This is a genomic window from Sphingobacteriaceae bacterium, assembly GCA_002319075.1.
GTDB lineage: Bacteria > Bacteroidota > Bacteroidia > B-17B0 > Aurantibacillaceae > Aurantibacillus.
This window is the reverse complement of sequence record NVQB01000001.1, coordinates 743508-769239: the sequence shown is the minus strand read 5'-3', so window position 1 is coordinate 769239 and position 25732 is coordinate 743508. Positions and strand designations below refer to the sequence as shown.

At 38.8% G+C, this 25732-nt stretch carries 16 protein-coding genes and 1 tRNA gene; 10 read left to right on the top strand and 7 right to left on the bottom strand.

Annotated features, from left to right (window positions below; translation table 11 throughout):
* The first annotated feature begins 21 nt into the window (after positions 1-21).
* Positions 22-270, top strand: coding sequence for a hypothetical protein (locus CNR22_03400; protein PBQ30858.1), 249 nt, complete (start codon positions 22-24; stop codon positions 268-270).
* Between the two features lie 128 nt (positions 271-398).
* Here CNR22_03400 and CNR22_03395 read toward each other — a convergent pair whose 3' ends face one another.
* From CNR22_03395 to CNR22_03385, 3 genes are all read right to left on the bottom strand, one after another.
* Positions 399-857 carry a hypothetical protein gene (locus tag CNR22_03395; protein PBQ30857.1) on the bottom strand — a complete coding sequence of 153 codons (459 nt, stop codon included), beginning with the start codon at positions 855-857 and terminating at the stop codon, positions 399-401.
* A gap of 33 nt (positions 858-890) precedes the next feature.
* A complete protein-coding gene (locus CNR22_03390) occupies positions 891-1313 on the bottom strand; it encodes a hypothetical protein (protein PBQ30856.1) in 423 nt (140 codons plus the stop codon).
* A gap of 103 nt (positions 1314-1416) precedes the next feature.
* Positions 1417-1608: a general stress protein CsbD gene (locus tag CNR22_03385; protein PBQ30855.1), complete on the bottom strand. Its 192-nt coding sequence runs from the start codon at positions 1606-1608 to the stop codon at positions 1417-1419.
* A gap of 746 nt (positions 1609-2354) precedes the next feature.
* Here CNR22_03385 and CNR22_03380 point away from each other — a divergent pair.
* From CNR22_03380 to CNR22_03370, 3 genes are read left to right on the top strand one after another with little or no spacing between them, the layout of a single operon-like run.
* On the top strand, positions 2355-3854 hold the full coding sequence (locus CNR22_03380; GenBank protein PBQ30854.1) for a hypothetical protein: 1500 nt from the start codon (positions 2355-2357) through the stop codon (positions 3852-3854).
* A gap of 1 nt (position 3855) precedes the next feature.
* Complete coding sequence (locus CNR22_03375) at positions 3856-4608, top strand: hypothetical protein (protein ID PBQ30853.1); 753 nt, start codon at positions 3856-3858, stop codon at positions 4606-4608.
* Positions 4609-4662: 54 nt separating this feature from the next.
* Complete coding sequence (locus CNR22_03370) at positions 4663-9810, top strand: hypothetical protein (protein ID PBQ30852.1); 5148 nt, start codon at positions 4663-4665, stop codon at positions 9808-9810.
* Between the two features lie 781 nt (positions 9811-10591).
* On the opposite strand, the gene CNR22_03365 is transcribed toward CNR22_03370, so the two are convergent.
* The 4 genes from CNR22_03365 to CNR22_03350 form a co-directional block, all read right to left on the bottom strand.
* Positions 10592-10669, bottom strand: a tRNA-Val gene (locus CNR22_03365).
* A gap of 115 nt (positions 10670-10784) precedes the next feature.
* Positions 10785-11612: a hypothetical protein gene (locus CNR22_03360; GenBank protein ID PBQ30851.1), complete on the bottom strand. Its 828-nt coding sequence runs from the start codon at positions 11610-11612 to the stop codon at positions 10785-10787.
* 4 nt (positions 11613-11616) lie between these two features.
* A complete protein-coding gene (locus tag CNR22_03355; GenBank protein PBQ30850.1) occupies positions 11617-12711 on the bottom strand; it encodes a Nif3-like dinuclear metal center hexameric protein in 1095 nt (364 codons plus the stop codon).
* Positions 12712-12773: 62 nt separating this feature from the next.
* Entirely contained in the window at positions 12774-14984 is a 2211-nt protein-coding gene (locus tag CNR22_03350) for a hypothetical protein (GenBank protein PBQ30849.1), read from the bottom strand.
* A gap of 285 nt (positions 14985-15269) precedes the next feature.
* Here CNR22_03350 and CNR22_03345 point away from each other — a divergent pair, with 285 nt between their 5' ends.
* The 6 genes from CNR22_03345 to CNR22_03320 all read left to right on the top strand — a co-directional run bounded on the left by CNR22_03345 (position 15270) and on the right by CNR22_03320 (position 25555).
* The gene (locus CNR22_03345; GenBank protein PBQ30848.1) at positions 15270-19787 is read left to right on the top strand and encodes a DNA polymerase III subunit alpha; all 4518 of its coding nucleotides are present in this window, start codon (positions 15270-15272) and stop codon (positions 19785-19787) included.
* A gap of 134 nt (positions 19788-19921) precedes the next feature.
* Positions 19922-21046: a hypothetical protein gene (locus CNR22_03340; protein ID PBQ30847.1), complete on the top strand. Its 1125-nt coding sequence runs from the start codon at positions 19922-19924 to the stop codon at positions 21044-21046.
* Positions 21047-21241: 195 nt separating this feature from the next.
* Positions 21242-23185 (top strand): glycosyl transferase family 2, encoded by a 1944-nt coding sequence (locus CNR22_03335; GenBank protein PBQ30846.1) that lies wholly within the window; start codon positions 21242-21244, stop codon positions 23183-23185.
* A gap of 6 nt (positions 23186-23191) precedes the next feature.
* Positions 23192-23959: a CDP-diacylglycerol--serine O-phosphatidyltransferase gene (locus CNR22_03330; protein PBQ30845.1), complete on the top strand. Its 768-nt coding sequence runs from the start codon at positions 23192-23194 to the stop codon at positions 23957-23959.
* A 33-nt stretch (positions 23960-23992) separates the two neighbouring features.
* Positions 23993-24250 carry a phosphoribosylformylglycinamidine synthase gene (locus tag CNR22_03325; protein ID PBQ30844.1) on the top strand — a complete coding sequence of 86 codons (258 nt, stop codon included), beginning with the start codon at positions 23993-23995 and terminating at the stop codon, positions 24248-24250.
* Positions 24251-24301: 51 nt separating this feature from the next.
* Positions 24302-25555, top strand: coding sequence for a methionine adenosyltransferase (locus tag CNR22_03320; GenBank protein ID PBQ30843.1), 1254 nt, complete (start codon positions 24302-24304; stop codon positions 25553-25555).
* Positions 25556-25732: the final 177 nt, after the last annotated feature.

Genomic DNA, 25732 nt, shown 5'->3' with positions numbered 1-25732 from the left:
CTTAGCTTTATTTTAGCAAATATGACCCGAGAAGAATTTGTAAAATTAACTATCCCTGATAAGATGGAACAGCTCTGGGTAGAAGGCGATTTTATTTCGCAAAAAGTATATTATGATAATGATATCAGCTTGTTTGCTATGGATGACTACCTCATAGAAGTTTTTTTTAATCGCGTGAGTAACGAAATTGTTGGCGTTGAGATACAGGAAAATAACCAGATTCTTTTTGAATATGTGAAAGATCTAGAGTTAAAAGAGCTGCTGAAATAAATTTAACAGTCTGTCTAATGTTAATTTTCTAGGAAGAGTATTTTTAATCGTCTAATTTAGATAAAGCATTCAAAATATTTGAGCCCGTAAGCTCTTATGAAAGCCTGAGCAAATAATTTTTTATTCGCTTAGGCTTTTTTCTTTTTTGATAAAAGAAAGTCCTGCCAAAGTAATTCAAGCTCTTCTACAAATTCTTTTTTAATGCTTATGCCGCTTGCTTGTGGTGTCCATACTTGTTTTTCTAATCTTCCTAAGGCGAGAATGTCCAGGGTAAGAATTGATTCTTTTGCTGGATCGAGTAATACATCAAAATTAATTAAAACCCGGTGTGTCATAGTTCCTTTCCTGTTTTTCCCTAAAAAAGGTAAAGATGAAACATGTCCTGATGCAAAAATTCCCCGCGGTTCAACACCAACAACACTAACAAAAGCACGATCTCCGGGTTGAATCTTTTTATGACTGGCGCAAGTCCAGCTGTCTTCCACTTTTCCTCCGCTGCGCAAGAATTCACTCTGCTCACCAATGTCGGGCCAGCTGAATTTTATTGGATTCCAGGAAAAAAGAAAAGTGTTTTTAAACGCGTCCATTTGATTTAAAAAAACAGGATTTATATTTTCAGGTTACTTCTTCTTTTTGAAAAGCGCGCTCAAAGCGCCGGTAGACCATAAAGCCCAAAAAATTAAAACAGGTTGAAAAAACAAACGTATCAATCTTGCTTTGTCGGTATCAAGTCCGAAAGCATCTATTCCATTAAGATACTGAGCTATATTTCCTGGAAATACAAGTACGTAAAAAATAGCAAGCGCAAGACCCACCTTTACTCTTTGCTTTTTCCAGAAAAGCATACTTAAACCAAAAAGCACTTCTACAACTCCCGATAAAATCACAACAAGATCTTTACTCAGGGGAACCCAATCGGGAACCTGGGCCTGAAATTCTGCTCTTTGAAAAGTGAGGTGACCTATACCTGCCAGCACCATAAATATCCCTAAAACTATCCTGAAAGCGTTTTGTACTTTGTTTGTTTGCTGTTCTTCCATCATAAAGAATTGAGTTTGTGTGTTACCGCTATAAATCTACCGATTGTTTAAACAAAAAAAGATCAAAGTTTCACTCTGATCTTTTAATTAGAACTTCGCAAGAAGTTTATAAGCTTTGAATCCAGCTAATAACTTCTTCTTTTGTTTTCCCGATTTTCTGCTGGAGACGTCCGAGTAGTTCATCATCCTTTCCTTCTTCATACTTTAGATCGTCTTCGGTCAGATTGGCATATTTTTGTTTGATCTTGCCTTTAAGCTCGTTCCAGTTGCCTTTTAATTTTAGTTCGTTGCTGTTCATAGTGAGTATATTAGTTAACTCAATGCTGCAATATGGATGCCAGAGATCGTGGGAGTTGGTTCATTAGGGCAAGTGGGGTGTTATTCAATATGTGCCAGCGTTGCATGAATTATTCTAATTGTAGGCACTTTGTGTCTGGTCAGGAAGCTATCTCTTCAAATGAAGGTCAGGGTGCTTTAAAGCAGCTAAATTTAATTTTAGTAGTGAGTCTCTCCACAGCTTTCCGGATTGATCTGGTGATCTGATGAAGGCAAAAAGTTTTGTAAAAAAAGGCCCGGAATTTTTTCCGGGCCTTTTTATTTCATAAACGAAACTAAATTCAAATTAAGCAATCCCTTCCCCATGGCAGTTCTTGTGTTTTTTACTGCAGCAAAGATAGAGTCATTTCATGCTATTTTATTTTAAATTGAAATAAGGCTTTAATTTCTACCAGGTGTTTCCAAATAACAGACTTAACCTTTGCTTTACAAGCCTTGTGCAAAAAACTGTTTAAACGGTTATTGAACTCATCGTTTTTAATTATATTAGCTTCGTTATAAGCAAAACATCTACTTTTAGTGCCTTTTTCCGTAGGTATAAAGTAAGGAGTGTTTAAATTCAGGAATAATACGGATTGTTCAAAAATAGAACTTATCTGGCTTACACACTTCTACCTTAAAATTGACGTAAAGATCCAAGAATGATCTTTGACCGTTCAGTTACTATTTTCGATTTTATGAATATAAACTAAAGTAATTTATTTCTTTGTGAAAACACTATTCTATTCAATTCTATTTAGTTTTTTTTTCCTACAGGCCTTTTCTCAACATGACAGCAGTATCGCATTGACTTTTGATTTTAACGAGCATCAAATAAAAGAAAAAAATAATAAGGTCCATCCAACTTATTCGGGAGCCACCTTAATTGCTGACCGTTTTGGCAATGAAAAATCTGCCGTATTCCTCCGTGGAGACCCGGCTTGTTACTTAAGTCTTGGCACATCTTCACTTCTTAAATCACCTAATATCACTATTTCATTCTGGGTAAATTTATATCGCAGAAATTATTTGGGCCGTGGAAATACTCACAATCCAATGATCACCATAAAAAATGGTCCCGGAGAGGACTTCATAAATGCCATAACGTTTTTTTATATACCCGATATGGATCATGTAGGAGCTGTATCAACTAAGGATTCTACAGATGAAGTTGCTGTTGTAGACGAAGAGCCTTTTCAATTTAATAAGTGGTATCATTATGTGATCATTTGCAACACTGATTATCTGGCCTTGTATACCAATGGTACACTAAGACAAAAAACGGAAAAAAATTTCGAAACAAAATTCCTGGCAAGCGATTCATTGGTTATAGGACATAGCGCCAGCAAAAAAAATGAACGCATGTCCATTGGAACATTTGACGACATCCAGATCTTTCACCGAAGTCTTTCGGATCAGGAGATCAAAGCATTATACGAAGCTCCGAATCCTAACGCATTTAAGAATACACTTTATAAAGTTTTAAAGATAGGTGCAATACTTATCGGATTGGCCAGTATCATTCTTCTTTTACTTTTTCGCAATAAGCGCGCACTTCGAAAGCAAAAAGAGCAACTTGAATTACGTAACCGTATTTCTCAACTGGAAATAAAAGTGATCAAAACTCAAATGAATCCACATTTTCTTTCTAATAGTTTGGCAGCCATCCAGAATTTAATGTTACAAAATGAAGTGGATAAAGCAAGTCAATATTTAGCAAAATTCAGTCATTTCCTGAGACAAATTCTCGAATATTCTGAAAAAAATTATGTCACACTGGATGAAGAATTGTCTATCATTAAAATGAACGTTGAACTTGAACAGTTGCGTTTTAAAAATGATTTTTCATTCACTATTTCGATTGGTGAGAATATAAATCCCGAAGATTTTCTAATTCCCTCCCTGATCACCCATCCGTTTATAGAAAATGCTATCTGGCATGGCCTGCTTCCTCTTGAAGGAAAACCTGCACGGCTTACCGTAAGTATATATTTGGAAGGGGGGTTCGGTTATGTGGTAATAGAAGATAATGGTATCGGCCGAAGCCTTTCTGGTATAACTAACTTAAGGAAATCCATGGGTTCTAAATTAGCGCTTGACAAAATTGAGAGTATTAACCTGCTTAGAAATAGTGGTGATTTTAAACTGGAAATTGTTGACTTGTTTAATGCTGACAACACTCCTTGCGGAACAAAAGTCCTCATTCGTTTAACCCATAATACCTATTAATATGATTTCCGCGCTTCTGGTCGACGACGAAGAACATAACAGAATAAGTTTAAGAACCCTGCTGGAAAAGCATTGTGATACAGTAAAGATCGTGTCAGAAGCCAATAGCGCAGCGGAGGCGTACGAAAAAATATTACATTTTAAACCACGTCTTATTTTTTTGGATATTAAAATGCCAAAAAAGAGTGGGTTAGATCTTTTAAAAATGTTTACTGTCATTAATTTTGAGGTCATCTTTGTAACGGCCTATAATAGATATGCAGTGCAGGCTTTCGAATTTAACGCTTTGGGATATATGCTGAAACCTGTTGACTCGGATAAGCTGATCCTGGCGGTAAAGAAAGCAACTGAAAAAATTAAGCTCAATACGCAGAATGATGTCGTGCTTCATTTTGTGAAAACACTTTCCGACCAGGAGGATCTTGTAAATAAATTTTCCGTGCATCATAACGGCCATGTTATTTTTATCTCCATCGCTGATATTTCAATCATTGAAACCAAAAACGATATTACAACTCTTTTTCTAAAAGACAACAGTCACTATTTCTCAAGCAAAGACCTGGTTAAATTTGAAAAAGCGCTGGAGACGAGTCCTAATTTTGTACGCATCAATAAAAATGTGATCGTCAACACACATTTCATCAAAAGCTACACGAAAGATGCTATTTGCATTCTGCATATGATAGGTCGACAAAGCTTCGAGGTTTCACGGCGTAAGAAAACCGACATTCTGAAAAACCTGAAACACCTTTAAGTTAATGTTATCAAGCATCCCATCACTTTGTTGGGTGCCTTGTTCTGTGATGTCTTGTTTTTTTTACACTGGTTTGAAAACTGTTTGAACGGCCCATTCCAGGAATTTGATCTTGTACTTTTGAAAAAATTGCTATCCTTTTTCATAAATATAAACTTGATCATTAATCCCTCGCCAATGAAAAATTCAAATCAAAAAAAAGTCTACGTCATGTTCTTCCTATTTCTCACTTTATCGGCAAAACTATTTTCTCAAAGTAAAGAAACACCAGGAGCACATTACTCACCTAACGGCTATTTTGACACCATCTATGACCAATATGGAAAAAAGTATCTGTTGAAAGATCTGCAAATCCCTTTCTCGGGGAATCCTTCGTCTACCAGTCAACCGGGTAAACCCGTCTCCCAAGGCAACACTATCAATGCCGGACCTACCACGAGTTGTCAGGCAGGTTATTTCAGACTCTTTTTCGGAGGAGGTTTAACTTCCACAAATCCAGCTCCCACCAGCATGCGCAATATCCTCTGCCAGTTGTACACGGATCTATCCTGTTTTATCCGTTCCCCGCTTTCGTCACCTTGTAACGTAACATCCAACAATACTACTTTTGTTAATCTATATATTGAGGACAACGCAGCTTCACCAGCACTTGCTTCGTTCGGATCGTTATATTGCTTTCCAACCAATCCGTTAAGTCCAAACCCCGGGATAGCGTGGACTTTCATGGAAAAAACAATTATCAGCGGCGTCGATGGTTATTTGAACGTAGCGACTCCAATCGTAAATTATACCGGCGCTAACAATTTTTACCATGGAATCATTGCAATTGATCCGAATGCGAATTGGAATTTTAATACTAGCACTTCAATCGTTCCAAGCGCTCAAAGAGATTTTTATACTGTTATGCTGCACGAATCCATGCATGGACTTGGTTTTGTCAGCCTTATTGGTCCGAACGGCTCATCCAATATCGGACAGGCTAATAATTATTATTCCAAATTTGACACACACCTCAAAGATTATTTGGGTACAGACCTGCTTTCTTCAAGCAACAGCAGTTGTCCAACTTTTAACTTAAGCTATAACTTTAACGCCTCAGTTTCCTCTATTAATGGCAATACTTGTCCTCCTACCGACCTCACAAACAATTGTGCCACGGCACCTCGATACTTTTCAACTGTCGACGTAAAACTTTATCATCCCAATTGTTATGAACCTGGTTCCAGTCTCAGCCATTTTGAAGACATGTGTTCACCAACTGTAAATCCTGCTAATAACAATCAGTATTTTGCTATGGCTAATGCTTACGGGTCTGTGAAACGTTTTCCGAAACCGCAAGAGAGAACTGTATTGTGCGATCTGGGTTATACCGTACAAGCCAATTACAGCAGCCCGGTAGCTGGCGCCAACGCCAGCTACGGCGGCGTCTGTAATGGCCCGGGAATATGGGGAGTGAACGACGGCCTGAATGGCGCCAATTACTCTTTTCTTCCTAACATTAGTAACGGTACAGGAATAGCGATTCCAATTTCCACCATTATTAATAATGACGCTCCCGGAACTGTTGGCATCACTTGCGTTAGTTCTGTTTATTCGCTAGGTAACATTGGGCTTACAGTAGCTTCCGGCAGTGTTATTCTGCAGTTGCCTGCCGGACCGCAGACCACTTGTGGCCCAATGCTGTTGCAGTACTTACCGATTAACGCCGCGGGTCAAACGGGCAACCCCACTTACATCTGGGCATTTTTTCCTTGTATAGGTTTTTGCAATCCTCCCGACCTCTGCGATATGGTGCAGAACGGAGGTTTTGAAAATCTCAGCGGTTCAACAAATGTGTGTGGTCCAATCCTTAACAATGCCATAAATTGTTGGGAAATATATATTGCGTCGCCGGATCTTCAAAGTAGAAATTGCCAGGGCTTAGGCGCAGGGAGTATTAATGATTTTCCGCCTTCCGGAATAAGTCCTTTACCTGATTCATGGAACGGCATCCCTAACAATAGAACAATGGGCATGATTGGTGTTGGCGGGCCAGCTATTAACCCAAATAACACTACTGGTGAGTGCATGAAAACTGCTCTGGGGGCACCGTTAATGCCTAACAGTTCTTATGTTGTAAGCCTCTGGGCTTATAAGGGCTTATTTAACGGGACTTTGGGACCTAGCGCTTCTACCGATAACCTTGTCATAAGTTTAGCGAGTGCGCCTAACATTGCCGCATTCGGCGGCCCGGCCGGATTTCCGGCCGGTTTGACAACGCTCGTCAGTTTTACATTAACACCTGCGGACAACGCGGTATGGAAACATCTTACAGCAACCGTAACCTTTACCGGATCATCCAATCATAACTGTCTGATTATTGGTAACGATGTGCCGTTAACCATAAGTGCCAATCCAAATGGGTCGAATGATCCATTCTACTTTTACGTGGACGATATTTCTCTCGTTCCTTCAGGCCAGGTCCCTGTGATAACTATTCCGGCGACACTGTGCTATGGAAGTTCGCTCACTAACCTGGCGCAATATGTAAATGCGCCAGGGGTTGTATTCAATGGCCCAGGTGTGGTTAACAGTGGTGGTATTTACAACTTTAACACATTGTCCCCTCCGCTGGCACCGGGAAACTACCCCATAACATTCAACTATACAACCTCCGCCGGCTGTGTAAAGTCGATGATATCACAAATTACGATCTTAAACAGCTTTGGAATTACAACCACTGGGCCTTCCATCTTCTGCAATAATATTTTCCCATCTGTACAATTATCTGCAAGCAATACTTTGGGATACAATGTTACTTACAACTGGCAACCAGGTAACTTAAACGGGCAAAACATTTCTGTCAATCCTATTGCTACTACAGTTTATACAGTCAGCGCTCCTGATCCAAATACTGGATGCATTGTGTCCCAAACATTAAGTCTTAACGTTAGTAACAACTGCTGCACCCAAACAACAGTATCACCTTATGTTGCCTTAACTTCCAATGCAATTCCCGGGGGAACAAATCTGAGCGGACAAATTGTTATCAATCAAAATACCACCTTGGGCCCTGGAATTATCTCATTAACAAACGGTGAATTTGTAATAGCGCCGGGCGTTATTTTAACTGCCGTTCCCGGAACGCAATTTCAGATTTTCGGTTCTCACCTGTATGGCTGCAGCACTGCAATGTGGCAAGGTATCGTTATTCAAAACGGAGCTTTCCTGCAATCAGGATCGGGCGGAGGCAACTCAACACTTATTGAAGATGCGATCGCTGCTGTGGATATTGATAACATCACAGCGCAGATAGCAAATCCGGTTCTTGAACTCAATGGCACCATCTTTAATAAAAACTATACAGGGATCAGAGTTCGGAATGGAAGTCTCACGAATTTAAGTCTATTGGTAAGGTCATGCATTTTCACAAGCCGGAGTCTTCCATTTACTTCTTCTTCATGGCCGAGTTCTTCAACAACAGCACCGGGCCTGAGAGCTGCTATTAATTCGACAACAGGACTTGCCGCACCCTACACTATGCAAAATTATCCCTTCAGCAATCTTAAATCTCCATACAATTCTCAGCCGGGAAATATTGGTGTGGAAATAAACAACATTGGGAACATATCGTCTCCAGTTGTGTCCAACGGGATAGATTTCGGAGCCAACAACATATCCAGTTGGAATACATTTAATTTATTTGATGGTTTGGGAATAGGAATAGATGTAACAAATGCCAGTTTAATTACTATTAACAATGTTTTCCAAAATGCAAAATACTTCTCCACGTCTAGCGGAATGTTCGGCGGACTAGGGATACGTCACAACATTACGTCGCTGATGAATGCTCGTCTGTATCTTAGTCCGCCCGCGATTTTACCGAATACCAGCATTGGTAATCGTTTCTGGGATTGCTGGAATGCTATTAGCACAAGGAATGTTTTCGATATCACTATTCAATACGCGATATTCAGAAGTTCCCACCAGGCCCTTCTCAATCCACCCTATGGACCAGGAAGTATGGGCATTTACCTTCAATCCAATCGCTTCAATTTCAACGTGAATTTGAATGAATTCAATAACGTTACATACGCCCTTTGGACAAATGTACTCAGCGGATCATACAACGTAAACGGATCTTCCGGAACTGGTGTATATGCTTCCAATATCAGTGTCTTACAGAATTATTTTGGACCCGAGATCAACAGCCTCACTCCCATAGCGAATGAGTTTTTGAATGAGGCCATTCACATCAACGATAACAGCAATACAACAGCTTGGCAGGTAACGGGCTCTGCCATGATACAGAGTAATAAATTAAACCGGATTTATCGCGGCATTTCGGTAAACGGATTAAACGCCTATCCTGTCAATATTATCTCAAATCTTATTCTAGTTGAAAATGACAATATTTTTGCTCCGTCGCGCCAATGGGGTATTCAGGCAGTTTCGAGTTTGGGTAATCTTGGAGTTTACAGTAACACACTCGCAGCCACAGGAGTGAATAATCAGTTCATTACTCTCGTTCACAGTAAAAATAATTACCGTTCCTTTATCCAATGCAACGATCTAAGTAATAGCTTCCATGCGTTCGAATTTGAAGGCCAGAATCTTCTTACAACCTGGTCAGGCAACCGCATGCAAAATCATGCAAGAGGACTGGTACTTAATAATGCTGTTATAAGTCCTCAGGGCAATTCAAACTTACCAAGCAACAATCAATGGAACGGTATTTGGACAGTGCCAACCTCTTACGAAACGTATGTGATGGGCGGGAGCAATGCCTTGTCATCTCCTCTGTTCGTTCAACCGGGCCCCGGTTTTAATCCCACCAGCAATGGCTCCGGCGGAGGAACTCCATACAGTGTTGCAGGTGCGATTAATATTGCTGGTGGGGCGCCACCTCTCTGCAAGAACTTTAACTCTCCGGCTATTCCGACCCAGAAAAATTTCTTGTTGGATATTACAGACCAAGCCCTGGTGCAATCAAGTATTGAAATCTTTCCAAACCCAACTTCAGGAGTTATCTCCATTAGTGGGTTGAACGAAAACATGACTCTGAAGGTGATAGACGTCGCAGGGAAAGCCGTTTACGTTCAAAATAAATTAAGGATTGGTTCAGAAACAATAGATCTCTCTATGCTAGCAAATGGAATCTATTTTATGGCGTTCGAAAATTCAGACAAAAAAATAATAAAGAAAATAGTCTTGGCGAAATAGATTTTGAACGCATACATCGATAAGACAAAACATCATGCACTAAACAAAATAAAAAAGCCTTACATTTCTGTAAGGCTTTTTTCGTGGGAACTACTGTCCCGATAGCTATCGGGACGAACCAATGCCCCCTGTGTTTATGGCAGCTGCTCTAAAGCAGCTAAATTTAATTTTAGTAGTGAGTCTCTCCACAGCTTTCCGGATTGATCTGGTGATCTGATGAAGGCAAAAAGTTTACAAAAAAAAAGCCTTACATTTCTGTAAGGCTTTTTTCGTGGGAACTACTGTCCCGATAGCTATCGGGACGAACCAATGCCCCCTGTGTTTATGGCAGGTGCTCTAAAGCAGCTGAACTTAATTTTAGTAAAGAGTTTCTCCACAGCTTTCCGGATTGATATAATAAAGGTTAGACCTTTGTAAAATAAAACAGCCTCTCCAAAGCTTTCCGAATCCCCTTAGGTAATACTATTTTTAAAAAGTCATTGTAGGATGGGTCCATAGTTAGTTTTAGTCCCCGTAAAATTCAGATTATTTTTTCTACCCCACAACTTTTGCGCCTGATCCAAGCTTTCCGAATCCCCTTAGGTAATACTATTTTTAAAAAGTCATTGTAGGATGGGTCCATAGTTAGTTTTAGTCCCCGTAAAATTCAGATTATTTTTTCTTCCCCACAACTTTTGCGCCTGATCCCAACTTTTGCGCCTGATCCATTTAATTTTAGTAATGATCTGATGAAGGCAAAAAGTTTACAAAAAAAAAGCCTTACATTTCTGTAAGGCTTTTTTCGTGGGAACTACTGGGTTCGAACCAGTGACCCCCTGCTTGTAAGGCAGGTGCTCTGAACCAGCTGAGCTAAGCTCCCAATTTTTCAGAGATTGGACTCCTTAAAAAAGACAAAGCTAATTTTTCATTTTGCTTTGTATTTTTTGGTGTGCAAATGTAATAGATTAATTTTAATTATTCAAAAAAAAATTAAATTATTTTTCTGCTTTATCTGCAGCAGCTTTGTCAGCAGCTTTTTGCGCTTCTTTTTGAACGTCTTCTAAACCAGAATCCGGTATCAACATACCATCAACCAATACACGCCCGCAATGTTCGCAAACAATAATTTTTTTATTTAAACGGATGTCTAATTGACGTTGTGGTGGAATTTTATTGTAACAACCGCCACAAGCATCACGTTCTACAGCAACAACCGCAAGGCCGTTACGAGAATTAGCACGAATACGTTTGTAAGCATTCAATAAACGGTCTTCAATGGTTGACGCCGCTTTTTCGCTTTCTACAATTAATTCTTTTTCGTCTTTTTCAGTTTCAGCAATAATTTCTTCAAGCTCACTTTTTTTAGCTTTCAAATCTTTGCTGCGTTCTTCAAATTCGATTTTACTTTTCTCAAGTAATTCGCTTTTAATGATAACGCTCGCTTTTGCTTCTTTAGTACGTTTTTCAGCCAATTGAATTTCTAAATTTTGAAATTCAATTTCTTTAGTAATAGCATCGTATTCACGGTTATTACGCACTTTGTTTTGTTGCGCTTCGTATTTTTTAATATTAGCCTGAAAATCCTTGATGTTTTGTTTTTTCTCGTTCAATTGATTTTCTAACTCTGCAACTTCTTCCGTTACATTAGTAAGTCTTGTTTCAAGACCAGCTACTGTATCTTCCAGATCACTCACCTCTAAAGGTAATTCTCCACGAATAGTGCGTAATTTATCGATCTTGCTGTCGATTAATTGTAATTGATAAAGGTTTTTTAATTTTCCTTCGATCGAAGCATCTATTTTTTCTTTAATTTTTGCGCTCATAGTATTAAAAATAATTTATCGGATTGGTATTGATTTTCGATAAATGGATTGCAAATGTACTAAATTTTTTCTGAATTATCTCATAAAAGATTTCAGGGGTAAATTGCTCCGATTCGTAGTGTCCGGTATCAACCAAAAGCAATTTATTATCGGCATCAAAAAACTCATGGTATTTAAAATCTGAAGTAATGTAGGCCTCAGCCCCGGCATTTATGGCGTTTTTTAATAAAAACCGGCCACTTCCGCCACAAATGGCTACCTTTTTTATCTTTTTTCCTGACTTTTTGGTGTGTTTTACCGTTGGAACTTTAAAAGTGGTTTTAACATGATTTAAAAAAACTTCTTCATCAAGCGCGTCTTTTAAGTCGCCAATCATTCCACTGCCCACAATTGGGTGTTCGTTATTCAAATTATAAATATCATAAGCCACTTCTTCGTAAGGGTGTGCAGCCTTAAGAGCAGAGATGATCCGGGCTTGGTTGTGGAACTCAAAAATGGTTTCCAGTCGAATTTCCTTTTCTTTACTTAACGCGTTTGCTTTGCCAATAAAAGGCTTACTTGTCGCATTTCCTCTGAATGTGCCAGTGCCTTCGAGCATAAAACTACAACTATCATAATTACCAATAGTTCCGGCACCATTGTTAAACAAAGCCTGGCTTACCGGCTCGTGGTGAGAAGCGGGTACAAAAGTGACGATCTTTTTTAAAAGCGCATTTTTTGGAGCGAGGATGTTTATATTTTCAAGACCTAACTTATCGGCAATTTTTTTATTCACCCCTTGTTTAACGTTATCCAGGTTGGTATGACAAGCGTAAATAGCAATATTGTTACGAATGGCTTTAATGATAGTGCGTTCTATATAGGTAGCACCTGTCAGCTTTTTTAATCCTGAAAAAATAATAGGATGATGAGCAATGATGAGGTTGCACTTTTTTTGTATGGCCTCGTCTACGATTTCTTCTGTGCAATCAAGCGTTAACAAGGCTCCTGTTGCAAGATCTTTTTTATTGCCGGTTAGGAGCCCGCAATTGTCATATTCTTCCTGAAATGCAAGCGGAGCAAACTCTTCAAGCACATTTAATAATTCTTCGATGATCATAGGAGATTTATAAGGGGTCAAAAAAAAATCCCCTTCTTGCGGAGGGGACTTTTAAAATTTGTTTATTCAATTCTTGATTTATGAAACTGAATGTCCGACAATTCTTTTAATGCGTTGAAAGAATCAAAATCTGATCTTCCCATCATCATTTGTTCCATTTGTCTTCTATCCATACTGTAATCAACGGGTTCAGGATTTGTATTCACAGCAGTTACACATAACATGTAAACGCCATTGTAACCTGTATTAACTTTGCTGATCGTGTTAACTTTTGTTCCGGCTGCTGTTCCAACTATTGCAGCATCAGCGCCTAAACCATCAACATTGTTACTGTGAAAAGTTACGTTCTCAGATTTCAGAAGTTCAAGCCCCATTTTTGCTGCAATACTTTCAATACTCTTTTCATTTGCTGCTTTAGTATTGAATTCTTCAGTAAAACGCTCTTCTTTTTTCTTTTGAATAGCTCTGTTAGTAACGTCTTGTTTTACTTCATCCAGTGGTAAAATACCCTTGTTTCTTATACCTTTCAGTTTCACAACAATGTGTTTATCAGCCAGGGAAAAAAGACTTACGTCTCCTTTATTAGCAGTATAAGCCCATTTTACCATGTCTTTAGCGCCATCTAACCCAGAAAGGGTATATTCACCGTCTTTAATATTGTCAGCTACGCGTGGTACTAATTTTTGTGCCACTACTGCTTTATCAAAAGCTTCAGCAGTACTATTTTCTCCAGCAAACTGACTGGCAGTTGCAAAAATCGCCTGATTGGTTTCGTCGCTTGGAGCAATAAGTTTAAAAATCTGAGCAACTTTATAACTGTTGTGACGTGTTTTACTTACATCTAAAACTTCTATAATGTGGTAGCCAAACTCTGTTGCAACAACCGAGATGTTTCCTTTAGTACCCATTAAACCGGCATCTTTAAAAGGTTGAACGTACCTTGCGTTCTCGTCAAACCAGCCGTAGTCACCACCATTTGTTTTACTTCCTCCGTCATCACTATAACTCATTACAAGACTGTCGAAAGAAACTTTTTTCTCTTTTAAAAGAACCAATACACTATCAGCTTCTCTTTTAGCCATTTGTAAAGAACGTTTTTGTTGACCAGTTTGAGGATCGTTAAGACCTACGAGGATATGGCGAATTCTGGCGCTATCGGCTACCTGGTTGATAGCTTCAAGTTTATAAATTTTGAAATAAGCACCTTCGTTATAAGGACCAAACACAGTTCCGGGAGCAGCTGTAAATACACTGGAATCACGGATAATCATTGACTTTTTGTTAAAATCCTGAATAATGATAGACCCGTTTTCACTTTCCTGTGCAAGAAATAAGCTGTCTTCTGCAATAGTTTTTCCTTTAAAAGCAGAAGCGGCACGCTTAGCGTCTGCTTCAACAGCTGCAAGATCTGCCGGACTAGGTAAAACGTTAAATGTTACGTATTCAACCGAGCGGGTAGTTTCTAAATTTGAATAAAGGTATGAATGATCGTTGTAATATTTCTGAATGTCTGAATCTGAAACCTTGATTGTACTGTCGCTTACTGAAGTAAATTTTTTCACCACGTAACTTACTGAGTATCTATCGCTCATATCGTGAAAATTTTGTTTCGCTTCAGCTTTGGTTACGTACAAGCCTTTAGTAACAAGGGTTCTGAATTTTTCAAAAAAACGGGTATCTCTTACCTGTAATTCCATATTACGAACAGCCATCTCATTATCGCCAGTAACACTTTGAACGGCTTGTCTCCACTTAACAAGATCAAGACTTCCATCGGGACGGGCGAATTGTTCGTTTACGCGACCATTTTGGTCGGATAAGTTTTGAATGATCGATTGAGCAGGATTTACTACTACATTTTCATAAAGTTCGTCTTCGCCAACGTCAAGACCCATTTTCCGGAACTGTGGCTTCAGAACCAACTCACCGATGTAATTTTGCCAGATAGCCTCGATAGCCTGATTTCTTGTTCCTGCATCTGGTTCTTTACCCTGGTTTCTTTGACGGTAGTTATTCATTTGCATTTCGTAGCGACTTGCAAACTCCTGTCTATCAATTTTTTTTCCGTTAATAGATCCTGCATAAGCCAGGTCGTTGCCACCAAAGATGGACGCACCTGAACCTAAAAGGCTTTCTAAGATAAAGATCACGAGGGCGAGTCCAACTATACCTACTAATAATCCGGTTCTTCTCCTGATTCTTTCTAAAACACTAACGTGTTCTTTTTTTCTTTCTGCATCAACTTGTTGTTGAACATTGTTTTGCTTATCCATTATTTACTTTACAATTTTTTTAAGACTTGCAAAGATAATAGTTTACGGGAAATGACAAAACCTATTATTGAAATGTATTTGGCTGAAAATTAACAGAATGCACTACGGTGGATAATTCCGGTTTTTTTTATTTCAGAACGCTCTTAAACTTTTCAAATTTTTCAACACTTAAAAAGCAGGCAAATTATATTCACTAACTTTAAAGTTTCCAGTTTATAAGATCTGGTAGCGCCTTTATCAGCGTTTTGCTACTTATAAATTGTAATCCACAAATTATAAAATGATATGTTCTTAATTTTTGATACCGAAACAACAGGTTTACCAAAAAATTATAATGCCCCGGTATCTGATTCCGATAACTGGCCGCGAATGGTACAAATTGCCTGGCAATTGCACGATGCACAGGGAAATTTGTTACAGCACGATTCTATTATTGTCAGGCCCGAAGGCTATACCATCCCTTTTGCTACTATCCAGATTCATGGCATTACGAACGAACGCGCCAACGAAGAGGGACATGAATTAAAGCAGACGCTTCAAAAGTTTATAGAAGCGGTAGGTCAAACCAGCTACCTGTGTGGACATAATATTGAATTTGATATTAATATAATTGGAGCAGAGCTATATAGAGTAGGCTTTCCGAATGTTCTTGAAAACAAACCTTTTATTGATACCAAGAATGATCAAACAACAGACTATTGCGCCATTCCGGGTGGAAGAGGGGGGAAATTTAAATGGCCCACTTTAACCGAACTCTACCAGAAATTATTTAATAAAGGCTTCGATGAAGCTCACAATGCGGCTTTTGACGTTGAAGCAACTACGAAGGTTTTCTTTGAAATTATCAAACGCGGTATCACTAAAGTTAAGGAGATAACTGCCGATCTGCTCCCAGCAATTAGTTACGTTGCTCCTGATTTTACCGAACTCATTAAGCACGAAAATTATTGGAGAGATCGCAAAGCTCAGGAAGAAAAGGAGAGGGAAGAAGCAAAGAAAAAAGAAGAGGCGGAAAAACTTGTTTCTGCCGCAAATATAAAGGAAGTAGATGTTTCACAGCTACGTTTCAGTCACCTGCATAATCATACGCAATTTTCTGTGCTTCAATCTACCAGCGATGTGGTAAGCCTTGTGGCGAAAGCTCTTGAGTTTGGCAGTCCGGGTGTTGCCCTTACCGATCACGGTAATATGTATGGCGCGTTTTTGTTCTGGAAGGAAATCGATGCCCAAAATAAAAAAATAAAGGAGCACAATGCTGCCATCGAAAAGGGAGAGGCAGTTGGCGAGAAAAAAACAGAATTAAAATGTATTATTGGTTGCGAAGTAAATGTTTGCGCTGATCACAAAGACAAAACAAAAAAAGATAACGGTTGCACCCAGGTTTTAATAGCAAAGAATAGGAAGGGCTATGAAAACTTATGCCGTATCAGTTCTATGGGATTAATTGATGGCGCTTATTACGTGCCTCGCATCGACAAAAATCTTCTTGTGAAATATAAGGAAGGATTGATCGCGACGACAGGATCTTTAAATTCGGAAGTGCCTTCCACCATTATCAATCAGGGGGAACAGCAGGGGGAAGAAGTGTTTTTATGGTACAAGGAGCAGTTTGGGGAAGATTTTTATGTGGAGATCAATCGTCAGTACCAAACGCGTGATGAAGAATATGCCAATGAAATTTTATTAAAATTCGCTAAAAAACACGAGGTAAATTATTTTGCAGCTAACAGTAATTATTACCTGGATAAAAAAGGTGCCTTTTCACGCGATATTTTAATTGGTGTAAAAGAAGGCTTAAATTTTGAAGATGATGCGGCCCTGAAAAATTTAAAAAATAATCCAAAATTAGGACGTTTGTTTTTTCCGACAGACGAATTTTATTTTAAGTCAACAGCTGAGATGGCGGCTCTCTTCAGAGATCTTCCGGAGGCTTTGAACAACACCAATCTGATCGTTGATAAAATAGAACAGTTTAAATTAGGACGCGAAGTACTCCTTCCAAAATTTGAAATTGCACAAGACTTTATTGACAGCAAGGCGCAGGAAATCACAGATTCTTTTCATCGCATTGTGGCATTAAAAGAAAAAGACTGGACTGCAAAAAATTTAAACGAAGAAGCTGTTGCTGAATTAAAAGCGGAAATGCGCGTGATTGCTGAACAGTTCGTTTACATGACCGAACTCACCTACATTGGTGCCGCAAAACGTTACCCTGATCTTACGCCTAAAATTAAAGAACGTATCGATTTTGAATTAGCAACGATTGAAAGAATGGGATATCCCGGTTACTTTTTAATTGTGGCTGATTTTATCACTGAGGCAAGAAGGCTTGGTGTGTCGGTGGGGCCGGGACGTGGATCTGCCGCGGGTTCTGCAATTGCCTATTGTTTAGGAATTACCAATGTGGATCCGATCAAGTTTGATCTCCTCTTCGAAAGGTTCTTAAATCCTGATCGTATTTCCATGCCCGATATAGATATTGACTTCGATGATGAAGGTCGTGGCTTGGTAATTGATTATGTAATTAATAAATATGGCTCGAGCCAGGTAGCGCAAATTATCACTTACGGTACCATGGGGGGCAAGTCTGCTATCAAAGATACAGCGCGTGTTTTAAATCTTCCTTTGGATGATGCTAACAGTCTTACAAAAATGTTTCCCGATAGTCTCGATGCCAAACTCAGGGCTTTACTAAAACCGGGAGGCATTGATGCCAAGTACCTTGGTAAGATTGAAGGTAAGCGCGAGGTTATCGAACAGTCTAATGCCTTTAGAAAATTAATGGATGAGCCGGGTGATAAAGCGAAAGTTTTAAAACAAGCTTACGAATTGGAAGGCTGTCTGCGTAACACTGGAATCCACGCCTGCGGAGTGATCATTACTCCGGGCGAAATGATGAAATATGTTCCTGTTACAAAAGGTAAAGACAGTGACATGTTAGTGACGCAATTTGATAACTCCGTTGCTGAAAGTGCGGGTTTATTAAAAATGGACTTCCTTGGTCTTCGCACGCTCACTATTATTAAAGACGCGATCTCCTTCATCAAACAAACACAGGGCATCGAAATTGATATTGATGCGATTTCACTTGAAGATGAAAAGACTTACGAGCTTTTTCAACGGGGTGAAACAAATGGTATTTTCCAGTATGAAAGTGCGGGAATGCAAAAATCCCTTAAAGACTTAAAGCCGGATAGTTTTACGGATTTAATCGCGATGAATGCCTTATACCGCCCGGGACCTATTGCTTACATCCCAAGTTATATCAATCGTAAACATGGCCGCGAACCTGTTGCCTATGACCTTGAAGGCATGGATGAATACCTGCAGGAAACCTATGGCATTACCGTTTACCAGGAACAGGTAATGCGTTTGAGCCAGAAGTTGGCAAACTTTACCAAGGGCGACGCCGACGTTTTGCGTAAGGCCATGGGGAAGAAGGACAAAAAGACTTTGGATAAACTCAAACCTTTATTTATTGAGAACGCAACCAAGAACGGGCACGATGCAAAAGTTTTAGAAAAAGTTTGGAAAGATTGGGAAGCTTTTGCATCCTATGCCTTTAATAAATCTCACTCAACTTGTTACGCTTATGTAGCTTTTCAGACGGCTTATTTAAAAGCGCATTATCCTGCAGAGTACATGGCTTCTACCTTGAACCACTCTGGAAGTATTGAAGCCATAGCCTTCTTTATGGAAGAATGTAAACGTATGGGTATTCGTGTTTTGGGTCCGGATATTAACGAAGGGTTTTCAAAATTCATGGTAACGGCTAATGGAGACATTCGTTTTGGAATGGCCAGTATAAAAGGAGTAGGGGAGAACACGGTAAAAAACATTATTGATCAGAGAAATGCGGAAGGGAAATTTGTTTCTGTATTTGATCTCGCAAAACGTTTAGATAGTAAAAGCATCAATAAAAAATCTTTAGAAGGATTAGCGCTTGCCGGGGGCTTCGATAGCTTTGAAGGGTTGCACCGCGCTATGTTTTTTGTTCCTGACATTGCTGATGGTTTAACCTTGACGGACAAGATGATCAAGTACAGTAACCAGATGAGTTTAGGGAACGATACATCGCAAGCAAGCTTGTTTGGTGGAGAGGACGAAGTTGAAATTTCGGAACCACAACTTCCCTCCAAAGTAGAGCCCTGGAGTGCGCTTGAACAATTGAGCCGTGAAAAAGAAGTGGTAGGGTTTTTTATCAGCGGACACCCGCTCGATCCTTATAAAGCTATTATTGAACACCGCTGTAATGCCAACTGCGCCCAATTAAAAGCGGGACTAGAACCTTTTAAAAACCGTGAGGTTATTTTTGGTGGAATTGTTACTGGATTTGAAAACCGCACCAGCAAAACAGGGAACGCTTTTGGAAAATTAATTATTGAAGATTACAATGGAAGCGTTGAGTTAATGCTTTTTGGGAAAGATTTTGTGGAGTACAATAAATACATGGTAAAGGGACTTTTCATTTTTGTGAAAGCCCGTGTGCAAGAGCGCTACAACCAACCTGGTAGTTTAGAAATTAAACTAAGTAAAATTGAATTACTGGATGAAGTAAAGAAGAACGCTTTCAGTTTAATTAAACTCAAAATAAAATTAACAAGTCTGGATGAACCAATGGTTTTAAAATTAGAGGCTTTGATGAACCGATTTGAAGGTAAAAGCAGTGTTGAATTTTATGTGGAAGATGAAGAGCAACATCAAAACATTCGCCTTTTCTCGAAGAAAAATAAGATCGCCATTGATACCGAATTTTTAATGGAGCTGGAAAAGATGACCGAAATACAATATGATTTGAATTAGCATTTCGACTACGCACAAGCTGGCCTTAACATCCACTGGATGTTAATCCGGTTCGAGGTGACATCGACTACGCACAACCGTACCTCATATTGCAGTGTCAATTCGAGCGTAGTCGAGAAAGGCACATTTGCAAAATGGCTTTCACGCAAGCAAGTACAAATAATAGATTTATAATTAATTACACTTTGGAAGGAAAAGGAATTTATCGCAACGGTTTTTCAGATCAACAGATTGAGTGTAACCTTCATTTGGAAGGCACCATGCTCCACATCTTTCTTCAAAATACAAAAAACGATCTCTTAATCTGGAATTTAAAGTCGCTTAAGTCCTCCCAATGGCAAGGCTCTCAGGCAGTGTTAAAATTTGGACCCGAACCACATCAAACTATTGAATGTGAAGGTCCTTTAGCGGAAAAAATTTATAGGATTTGTTCAGGGCAGGAAAGTGTTGCAGAACCTAAATCCTTTCAATACAAAGGAATTGTAACGTTTGGCCTCATCGCTTTTTTGATTTTGTCTTTGCTGGTGGTACTTTTTATATTTTACTTTTTACCCTGGGTGGGCGAAAAAGCAACTGCACTTATTCCAGTGGAAACTGAAGTTCAGATAGGAGAAAATATCGCAAAAGTTTACGAACAGCAAAATGAACTAAACGATTCAGCCACTTACTATTTGAATGAATTTGTAAAACACTTGGATCTTGACGAAACTTACACTATTGATGCCAGGGTCATCGAATCAAGGGATATCAATGCCTTTGCCCTGCCAGGCGGAAAAATTTTCGTGTATTCAGGTATTCTGGACAAGATGAATTCTTACGAAGAGTTGGTTGCCTTGTTAGGACATGAAGTAACGCACGTAACAAACCGCCATTCTTTAAAAAGCATTTGCAGAAGTGCCGCTACAGGCATTGCGATTTCAAGCATAGTAGGCGATGCAAATGGTGTAAGTTCTGTAGTGCTTTCAAAAGCCAGTGAGTTTAAACAACTTGATTACTCAAGAGAGCTCGAAACCGAAGCGGATGATAATGGTTTGGACATTATGGTAAATAACAAAGTAAGTCCGAAAGGCATGTTGGATTTGCTTCAGCTTTTAAAAGAAGAAAATGCCGAAATGCCGCAGTATATGAAGTACCTGAGTACCCATCCCGACACGGATTCCCGGATTGAAAATAGTTCTAAAAATCCAGGGGTGAAATTAAATTTCCCTGTTAATCCTAAACTTCAAAAGGTATTTACGAAGTTAAAAAGGTGTATTTAATGTATTGACTATAGTTTTCTGATTTCCTTTTATGGCTTTGGTTTAACCTTCACTAAAATAAAGTTAAATAATCGGCATGGTGTGATAAGTTAAAGAAAATCCCACGTGTTTTTCCTTCTGAATACCCCAAGATATTGCGTTTTAAGAATCCCCTAAAATTAATTATCTTTGCAGCTTAATAAAATTAAGGTAAAGATGATCTCAGTTAATGGTGTGACGGTGAGTTTTGGTGGTTACGACTTATTCGATAATATTTCTTTTTTAATAAATCCTAAAGACAGGATTGGTTTAGCTGGAAAAAACGGCGCAGGTAAATCCACATTATTAAAAGTATTGTCGGGAAATCAAAATCCAACCAAGGGAGAAATCTCTATGCCAAAATCCTGCAAGATTGGATATTTGCCGCAGGATATGATCCATCAGCATGGTCGCACTGTGTTTGAAGAAACAGAATCGGCTTTTGAGGAAATTCAAAAACTGGAATTAAGAATTATTGAGATAGGCCATCAGTTTGAAACCCGCACAGATTACGAAAGCAAAGAGTATACTTTGCTGATTGAAGAGCAAACCGAGGTATATGCGCGTCTTGATATGTTGGGAGTAAACAACGTTCACGAAGAGATTGAAAAGATTTTAAAAGGCCTTGGATTTGACCGTAAAGACTTTAATCGTCAAACTGCTGAATTCAGTGGAGGTTGGAGAATGCGTATAGAATTAGCGAAATTACTTTTACAAAAACCGGATATTCTTTTATTAGATGAACCTACCAATCACCTGGATATTGAAGCGATCATGTGGCTGGAAGAATTCATGCAAACTTTTGCGGGTGCAGTGATGCTGATCAGTCACGATAAAACATTTTTGGATGCAGTGACTAACCGTACCATTGAAATTTCCAATCAAAAAATTTACGATTACAAGACAAACTATTCTCATTATTTGGTGCTTCGTGCCGAGAGAAGAGAACAACAAGAGAATGCTGCGAAAAATCAACAAAGAATAATTGATCAGTATGAAACTCTAATTGACAGAAACCGTGCAAAAGCCAGTAAAGCTGCCTTTGCGCAATCGTTGATTAAAAAATTAGATAAAATGGAACGTGTTGAGGTGGACGATGACGATTCGCAAAGTATGAATTTTCGTTTCCCGGCACCTGCCCACAGCGGTAAAATTGTATTAACGGTGGAAGGCGCGGGTAAAAGTTACGGACCTAAACACATTTTTGGTGGGGCTGAATTTATCATTACAAAAGGAGAGAAGATAGGATTAGTTGGACGTAATGGTGAAGGAAAATCTACGATGATGAAAATGATCGCGAAGAAAGTAGAGCATGATGGTATTGTGCAATTAGGACACAGTGTAATGATGGGTTACTTTGAACAAGATCAGGAAGAAAAATTAGATCCAAAGAAAACTGTTTTTGAAACCATTGATGAAGCTGCGGTGGGTGATGTGCGTCGCCAGGTAAGGGGATTATTAGGATCCTTTTTGTTTCGCGGTGATGACATCGATAAAAAAGTTCAGGTATTAAGTGGGGGAGAACGCGGACGTTTAGCTCTGTGTAAGTTATTATTGGAGCCTTATAATCTTCTCTTAATGGATGAGCCAACGAATCACCTGGACATTCGTTCGAAAGATATTTTAAAGCGTGCTTTGATTGATTACGAAGGAACGGTGATTATGGTAAGTCACGATAGAGATTTTATGAAAGGTATCTGTAACCGCCTGTTTGAATTTCGCGAGGGTCATGTAAAAGAGTACTTATGCGATATTGAAGAGTTTATGCAGATTCGTAAAGTAGAACGTTTAAATCAATTAGATCTCGATAAAACAGGAAGAGTGCAGGATGTTGAAGAGCCTAAAAAAGCCGTCCCTGCAAGCGGCGAAAAGTCTGTCACTCCGGGCGCAGTGGAGAAGAGTGCAGACCAAAAACAAATTCGCAACGCTATAAAAAAAGCAGAAGAAACTATCAGCGCACTGGAAATTAAAATTAAAGATTGCGACGATAAGTTATCAGATGCTGCAGAATACGAGAAGCTGATGAACGATAAAACATTTTTCGCTAACTACGAAAAACTAAAAAAAGACCTGGAATCGGAAATGGAGAAGTGGGAAGAGTTAAGCGGTAAATTGTTGTAACCCTAAATGATAAAAAAAAACATACCCAATACCCTCACTTTAGGAAACCTTTTCTGCGGTTGTCTGGCATTGGTACAGGCCTTTAATGGTAACCTGGTTTGGGCCGCATATTTTGTAGGGATATCTTTAGTGCTTGACTTCTTTGATGGATTTGCAGCGCGCGCTTTAAAAGTAAGTTCTCCCATAGGGAAAGATCTCGATAGCCTGGCCGATATGGTTACTTTTGGTGTGGTGCCAGGTGTAGTTATGTTTAAGATGTTAAGTTTTACTCTTGCGCCTCTTTATTTAACGGATATTTTTACGGGTACAGAGGCAAAAACAGATTCTCTCATTCCCTACCTGGGTTTTATTATTACTGTTTTTTCCTGCATTCGCCTCGCAAAGTTTAATAACGATACACGTCAGTCAGATTCCTTTATAGGCTTGCCAACTCCTGCTAATACCATGGTAATCTGTTCTTTTCCATTAATTGCGCAGGCACAGATCGAAAGCCAGGGATTAAATCTACTGGAATATAAAGACCTCCTTCCGGTACTTTCCTGGTTTTTAGTGGGCATTACGGTAGTTTTTAGTATTCTTCTTGTTGCTGAGATTCCATTGTTTGCTTTAAAATTCAAAAACTTTAGCTGGCTTACTAATAAATTAGTTTATTCATTTCTTGCAGTAACAGCAGTACTTGTAGCGCTGCTGAAATTTGTCGCTATTCCCCTGGTAATTGTCCTTTATATTTTAGTAAGTATTGTGAATAACATATTTTTAAAGAATAAAGTTTAATTCTATTTTTGTTGCTCAAAATTTAAAAAACACATGGCAAAGTTTATTGCAGATATTGATGTAATGCCGATGAAAGCATTATTAGATCCACAAGGAAAAGCGGTTACAGGTTCAATGAAAAATTTAAATCTTTCAGAGATTGAAAATGTGCGTATTGGAAAACACATTACTTTAGAAGTGAGTGCAGACAGTGAAGCTGCTGCAAGCGCGAAAGTAGACGAGGCCTGCAAAAAATTACTTTGTAACCAAATCATGGAATCTTACGAATTCAGATTGACTGCCGTTAAATAATAATCACACAATTCAATAAATCTATAATTCAACAAACTTCAACTCCTAAAAATGGGATATTTATTCACATCAGAATCCGTGTCAGAAGGACATCCGGACAAAGTAGCAGATCAGATTTCAGACGCTCTAATCGATAACTTTTTAGCTTTTGATCCAAACAGTAAAGTAGCTTGCGAAACGCTTGTTACAACAGGACAGGTTATTTTGGCCGGAGAAGTTAAATCTAAAGCATATTTAGATGTTCAGGAAATTGCCCGCGAAGTCATTCGTAAAATAGGGTATACAAAGTCAGAGTACATGTTTGAAGCAAACTCTTGCGGTATTCTATCTGCTATTCACGAGCAATCTGCTGATATCAATCAGGGCGTTGACAAAAAGAAAAAAGAAGAACAAGGTGCTGGTGATCAAGGGATGATGTTTGGGTATGCTACTAATGAAACTGCCAACTACATGCCTTTGGCTTTAGATTTAGCTCATGGTATCTTAATAGAATTAGCTGCGCTTCGCAGAGAAAACAAAGAAATTAAATATTTACGTCCTGATGCAAAATCACAGGTAACATTAGAGTACAGTGATGATAATGTTCCCGTTCGTATCGATGCTATTGTTGTGTCTACACAACACGACGATTTTGCAGAAGAATCAAAAATGTTAGCGAAAATTAAAAAAGACATCGTTGATATTTTAATTCCACGTGTTAAAAAGAAATATCCTAAATACGCGCATTTATTCAATAACAAAATCAGTTACCATATTAATCCAACCGGGAAATTTGTAATCGGTGGTCCACACGGAGATACAGGTTTAACAGGTCGTAAAATAATTGTAGATACTTACGGTGGAAAAGGTGCTCACGGCGGTGGCGCATTCTCAGGAAAAGATCCGAGTAAAGTGGACCGTTCAGCAGCTTATGCTACACGTCACATCGCTAAAAATCTCGTAGCTGCAGGTGTTTGTTCTGAAGTACTTGTTCAGGTTTCTTATGCAATCGGTGTTGCTCAGCCAATGGGTATCTTTATTGATACTTATGGAACTGCAAAAGTAAAAATGACAGACGGACAGATAGCTAAGATCGTTGAAAAAGTATTCGACATGCGTCCTTACTTTATTGAACAACGTTTTAAACTGCGTACGCCAATGTACAGCGAAACTGCTGCATATGGACACATGGGACGTAAAAACGAAGTTGTTACAAAAACATTTAAATCACCTGATGGAAAAACAAAAACTATGAAGGTAGAATTGTTTACATGGGAAAAATTAGATTATGTAGCTAAAGTAAAAGCTGCTTTCAAAATTAAATAACACTTTTCTTTTTAAAGAGTAAAAAGCTGCCGGCGAAACCGGCAGCTTTTTTGTTTTGCTACTTTTCTCGAATTAATTTCATTGATAAAAGTCAACTTCCTGAAAAAATAATTTAAGAGTGTTTTTTACAATTGATTAATAGTTAATTGTAAATAGTCCAGCGTTTACAGAACAACT

Bases quoted from the DNA above. Each gene is read 5' to 3' on its own strand.
- CNR22_03400 (PBQ30858.1), top strand. From the start codon at position 22: ATGACCCGAGAAGAATTTGTAAAATTAACTATCCCTGATAAGATGGAA.
- CNR22_03395 (PBQ30857.1), bottom strand. From the start codon at position 857: ATGGACGCGTTTAAAAACACTTTTCTTTTTTCCTGGAATCCAATAAAA.
- CNR22_03390 (PBQ30856.1), bottom strand. From the start codon at position 1,313: ATGATGGAAGAACAGCAAACAAACAAAGTACAAAACGCTTTCAGGATA.
- CNR22_03385 (PBQ30855.1), bottom strand. From the start codon at position 1,608: ATGAACAGCAACGAACTAAAATTAAAAGGCAACTGGAACGAGCTTAAA.
- CNR22_03375 (PBQ30853.1), top strand. From the start codon at position 3,856: ATGATTTCCGCGCTTCTGGTCGACGACGAAGAACATAACAGAATAAGT.
- CNR22_03360 (PBQ30851.1), bottom strand. From the start codon at position 11,612: ATGAGCGCAAAAATTAAAGAAAAAATAGATGCTTCGATCGAAGGAAAA.
- CNR22_03355 (PBQ30850.1), bottom strand. From the start codon at position 12,711: ATGATCATCGAAGAATTATTAAATGTGCTTGAAGAGTTTGCTCCGCTT.
- CNR22_03350 (PBQ30849.1), bottom strand. From the start codon at position 14,984: ATGGATAAGCAAAACAATGTTCAACAACAAGTTGATGCAGAAAGAAAA.
- CNR22_03345 (PBQ30848.1), top strand. From the start codon at position 15,270: ATGTTCTTAATTTTTGATACCGAAACAACAGGTTTACCAAAAAATTAT.
- CNR22_03340 (PBQ30847.1), top strand. From the start codon at position 19,922: ATGGCTTTCACGCAAGCAAGTACAAATAATAGATTTATAATTAATTAC.
- CNR22_03335 (PBQ30846.1), top strand. From the start codon at position 21,242: ATGATCTCAGTTAATGGTGTGACGGTGAGTTTTGGTGGTTACGACTTA.
- CNR22_03330 (PBQ30845.1), top strand. From the start codon at position 23,192: ATGATAAAAAAAAACATACCCAATACCCTCACTTTAGGAAACCTTTTC.
- CNR22_03325 (PBQ30844.1), top strand. From the start codon at position 23,993: ATGGCAAAGTTTATTGCAGATATTGATGTAATGCCGATGAAAGCATTA.
- CNR22_03320 (PBQ30843.1), top strand. From the start codon at position 24,302: ATGGGATATTTATTCACATCAGAATCCGTGTCAGAAGGACATCCGGAC.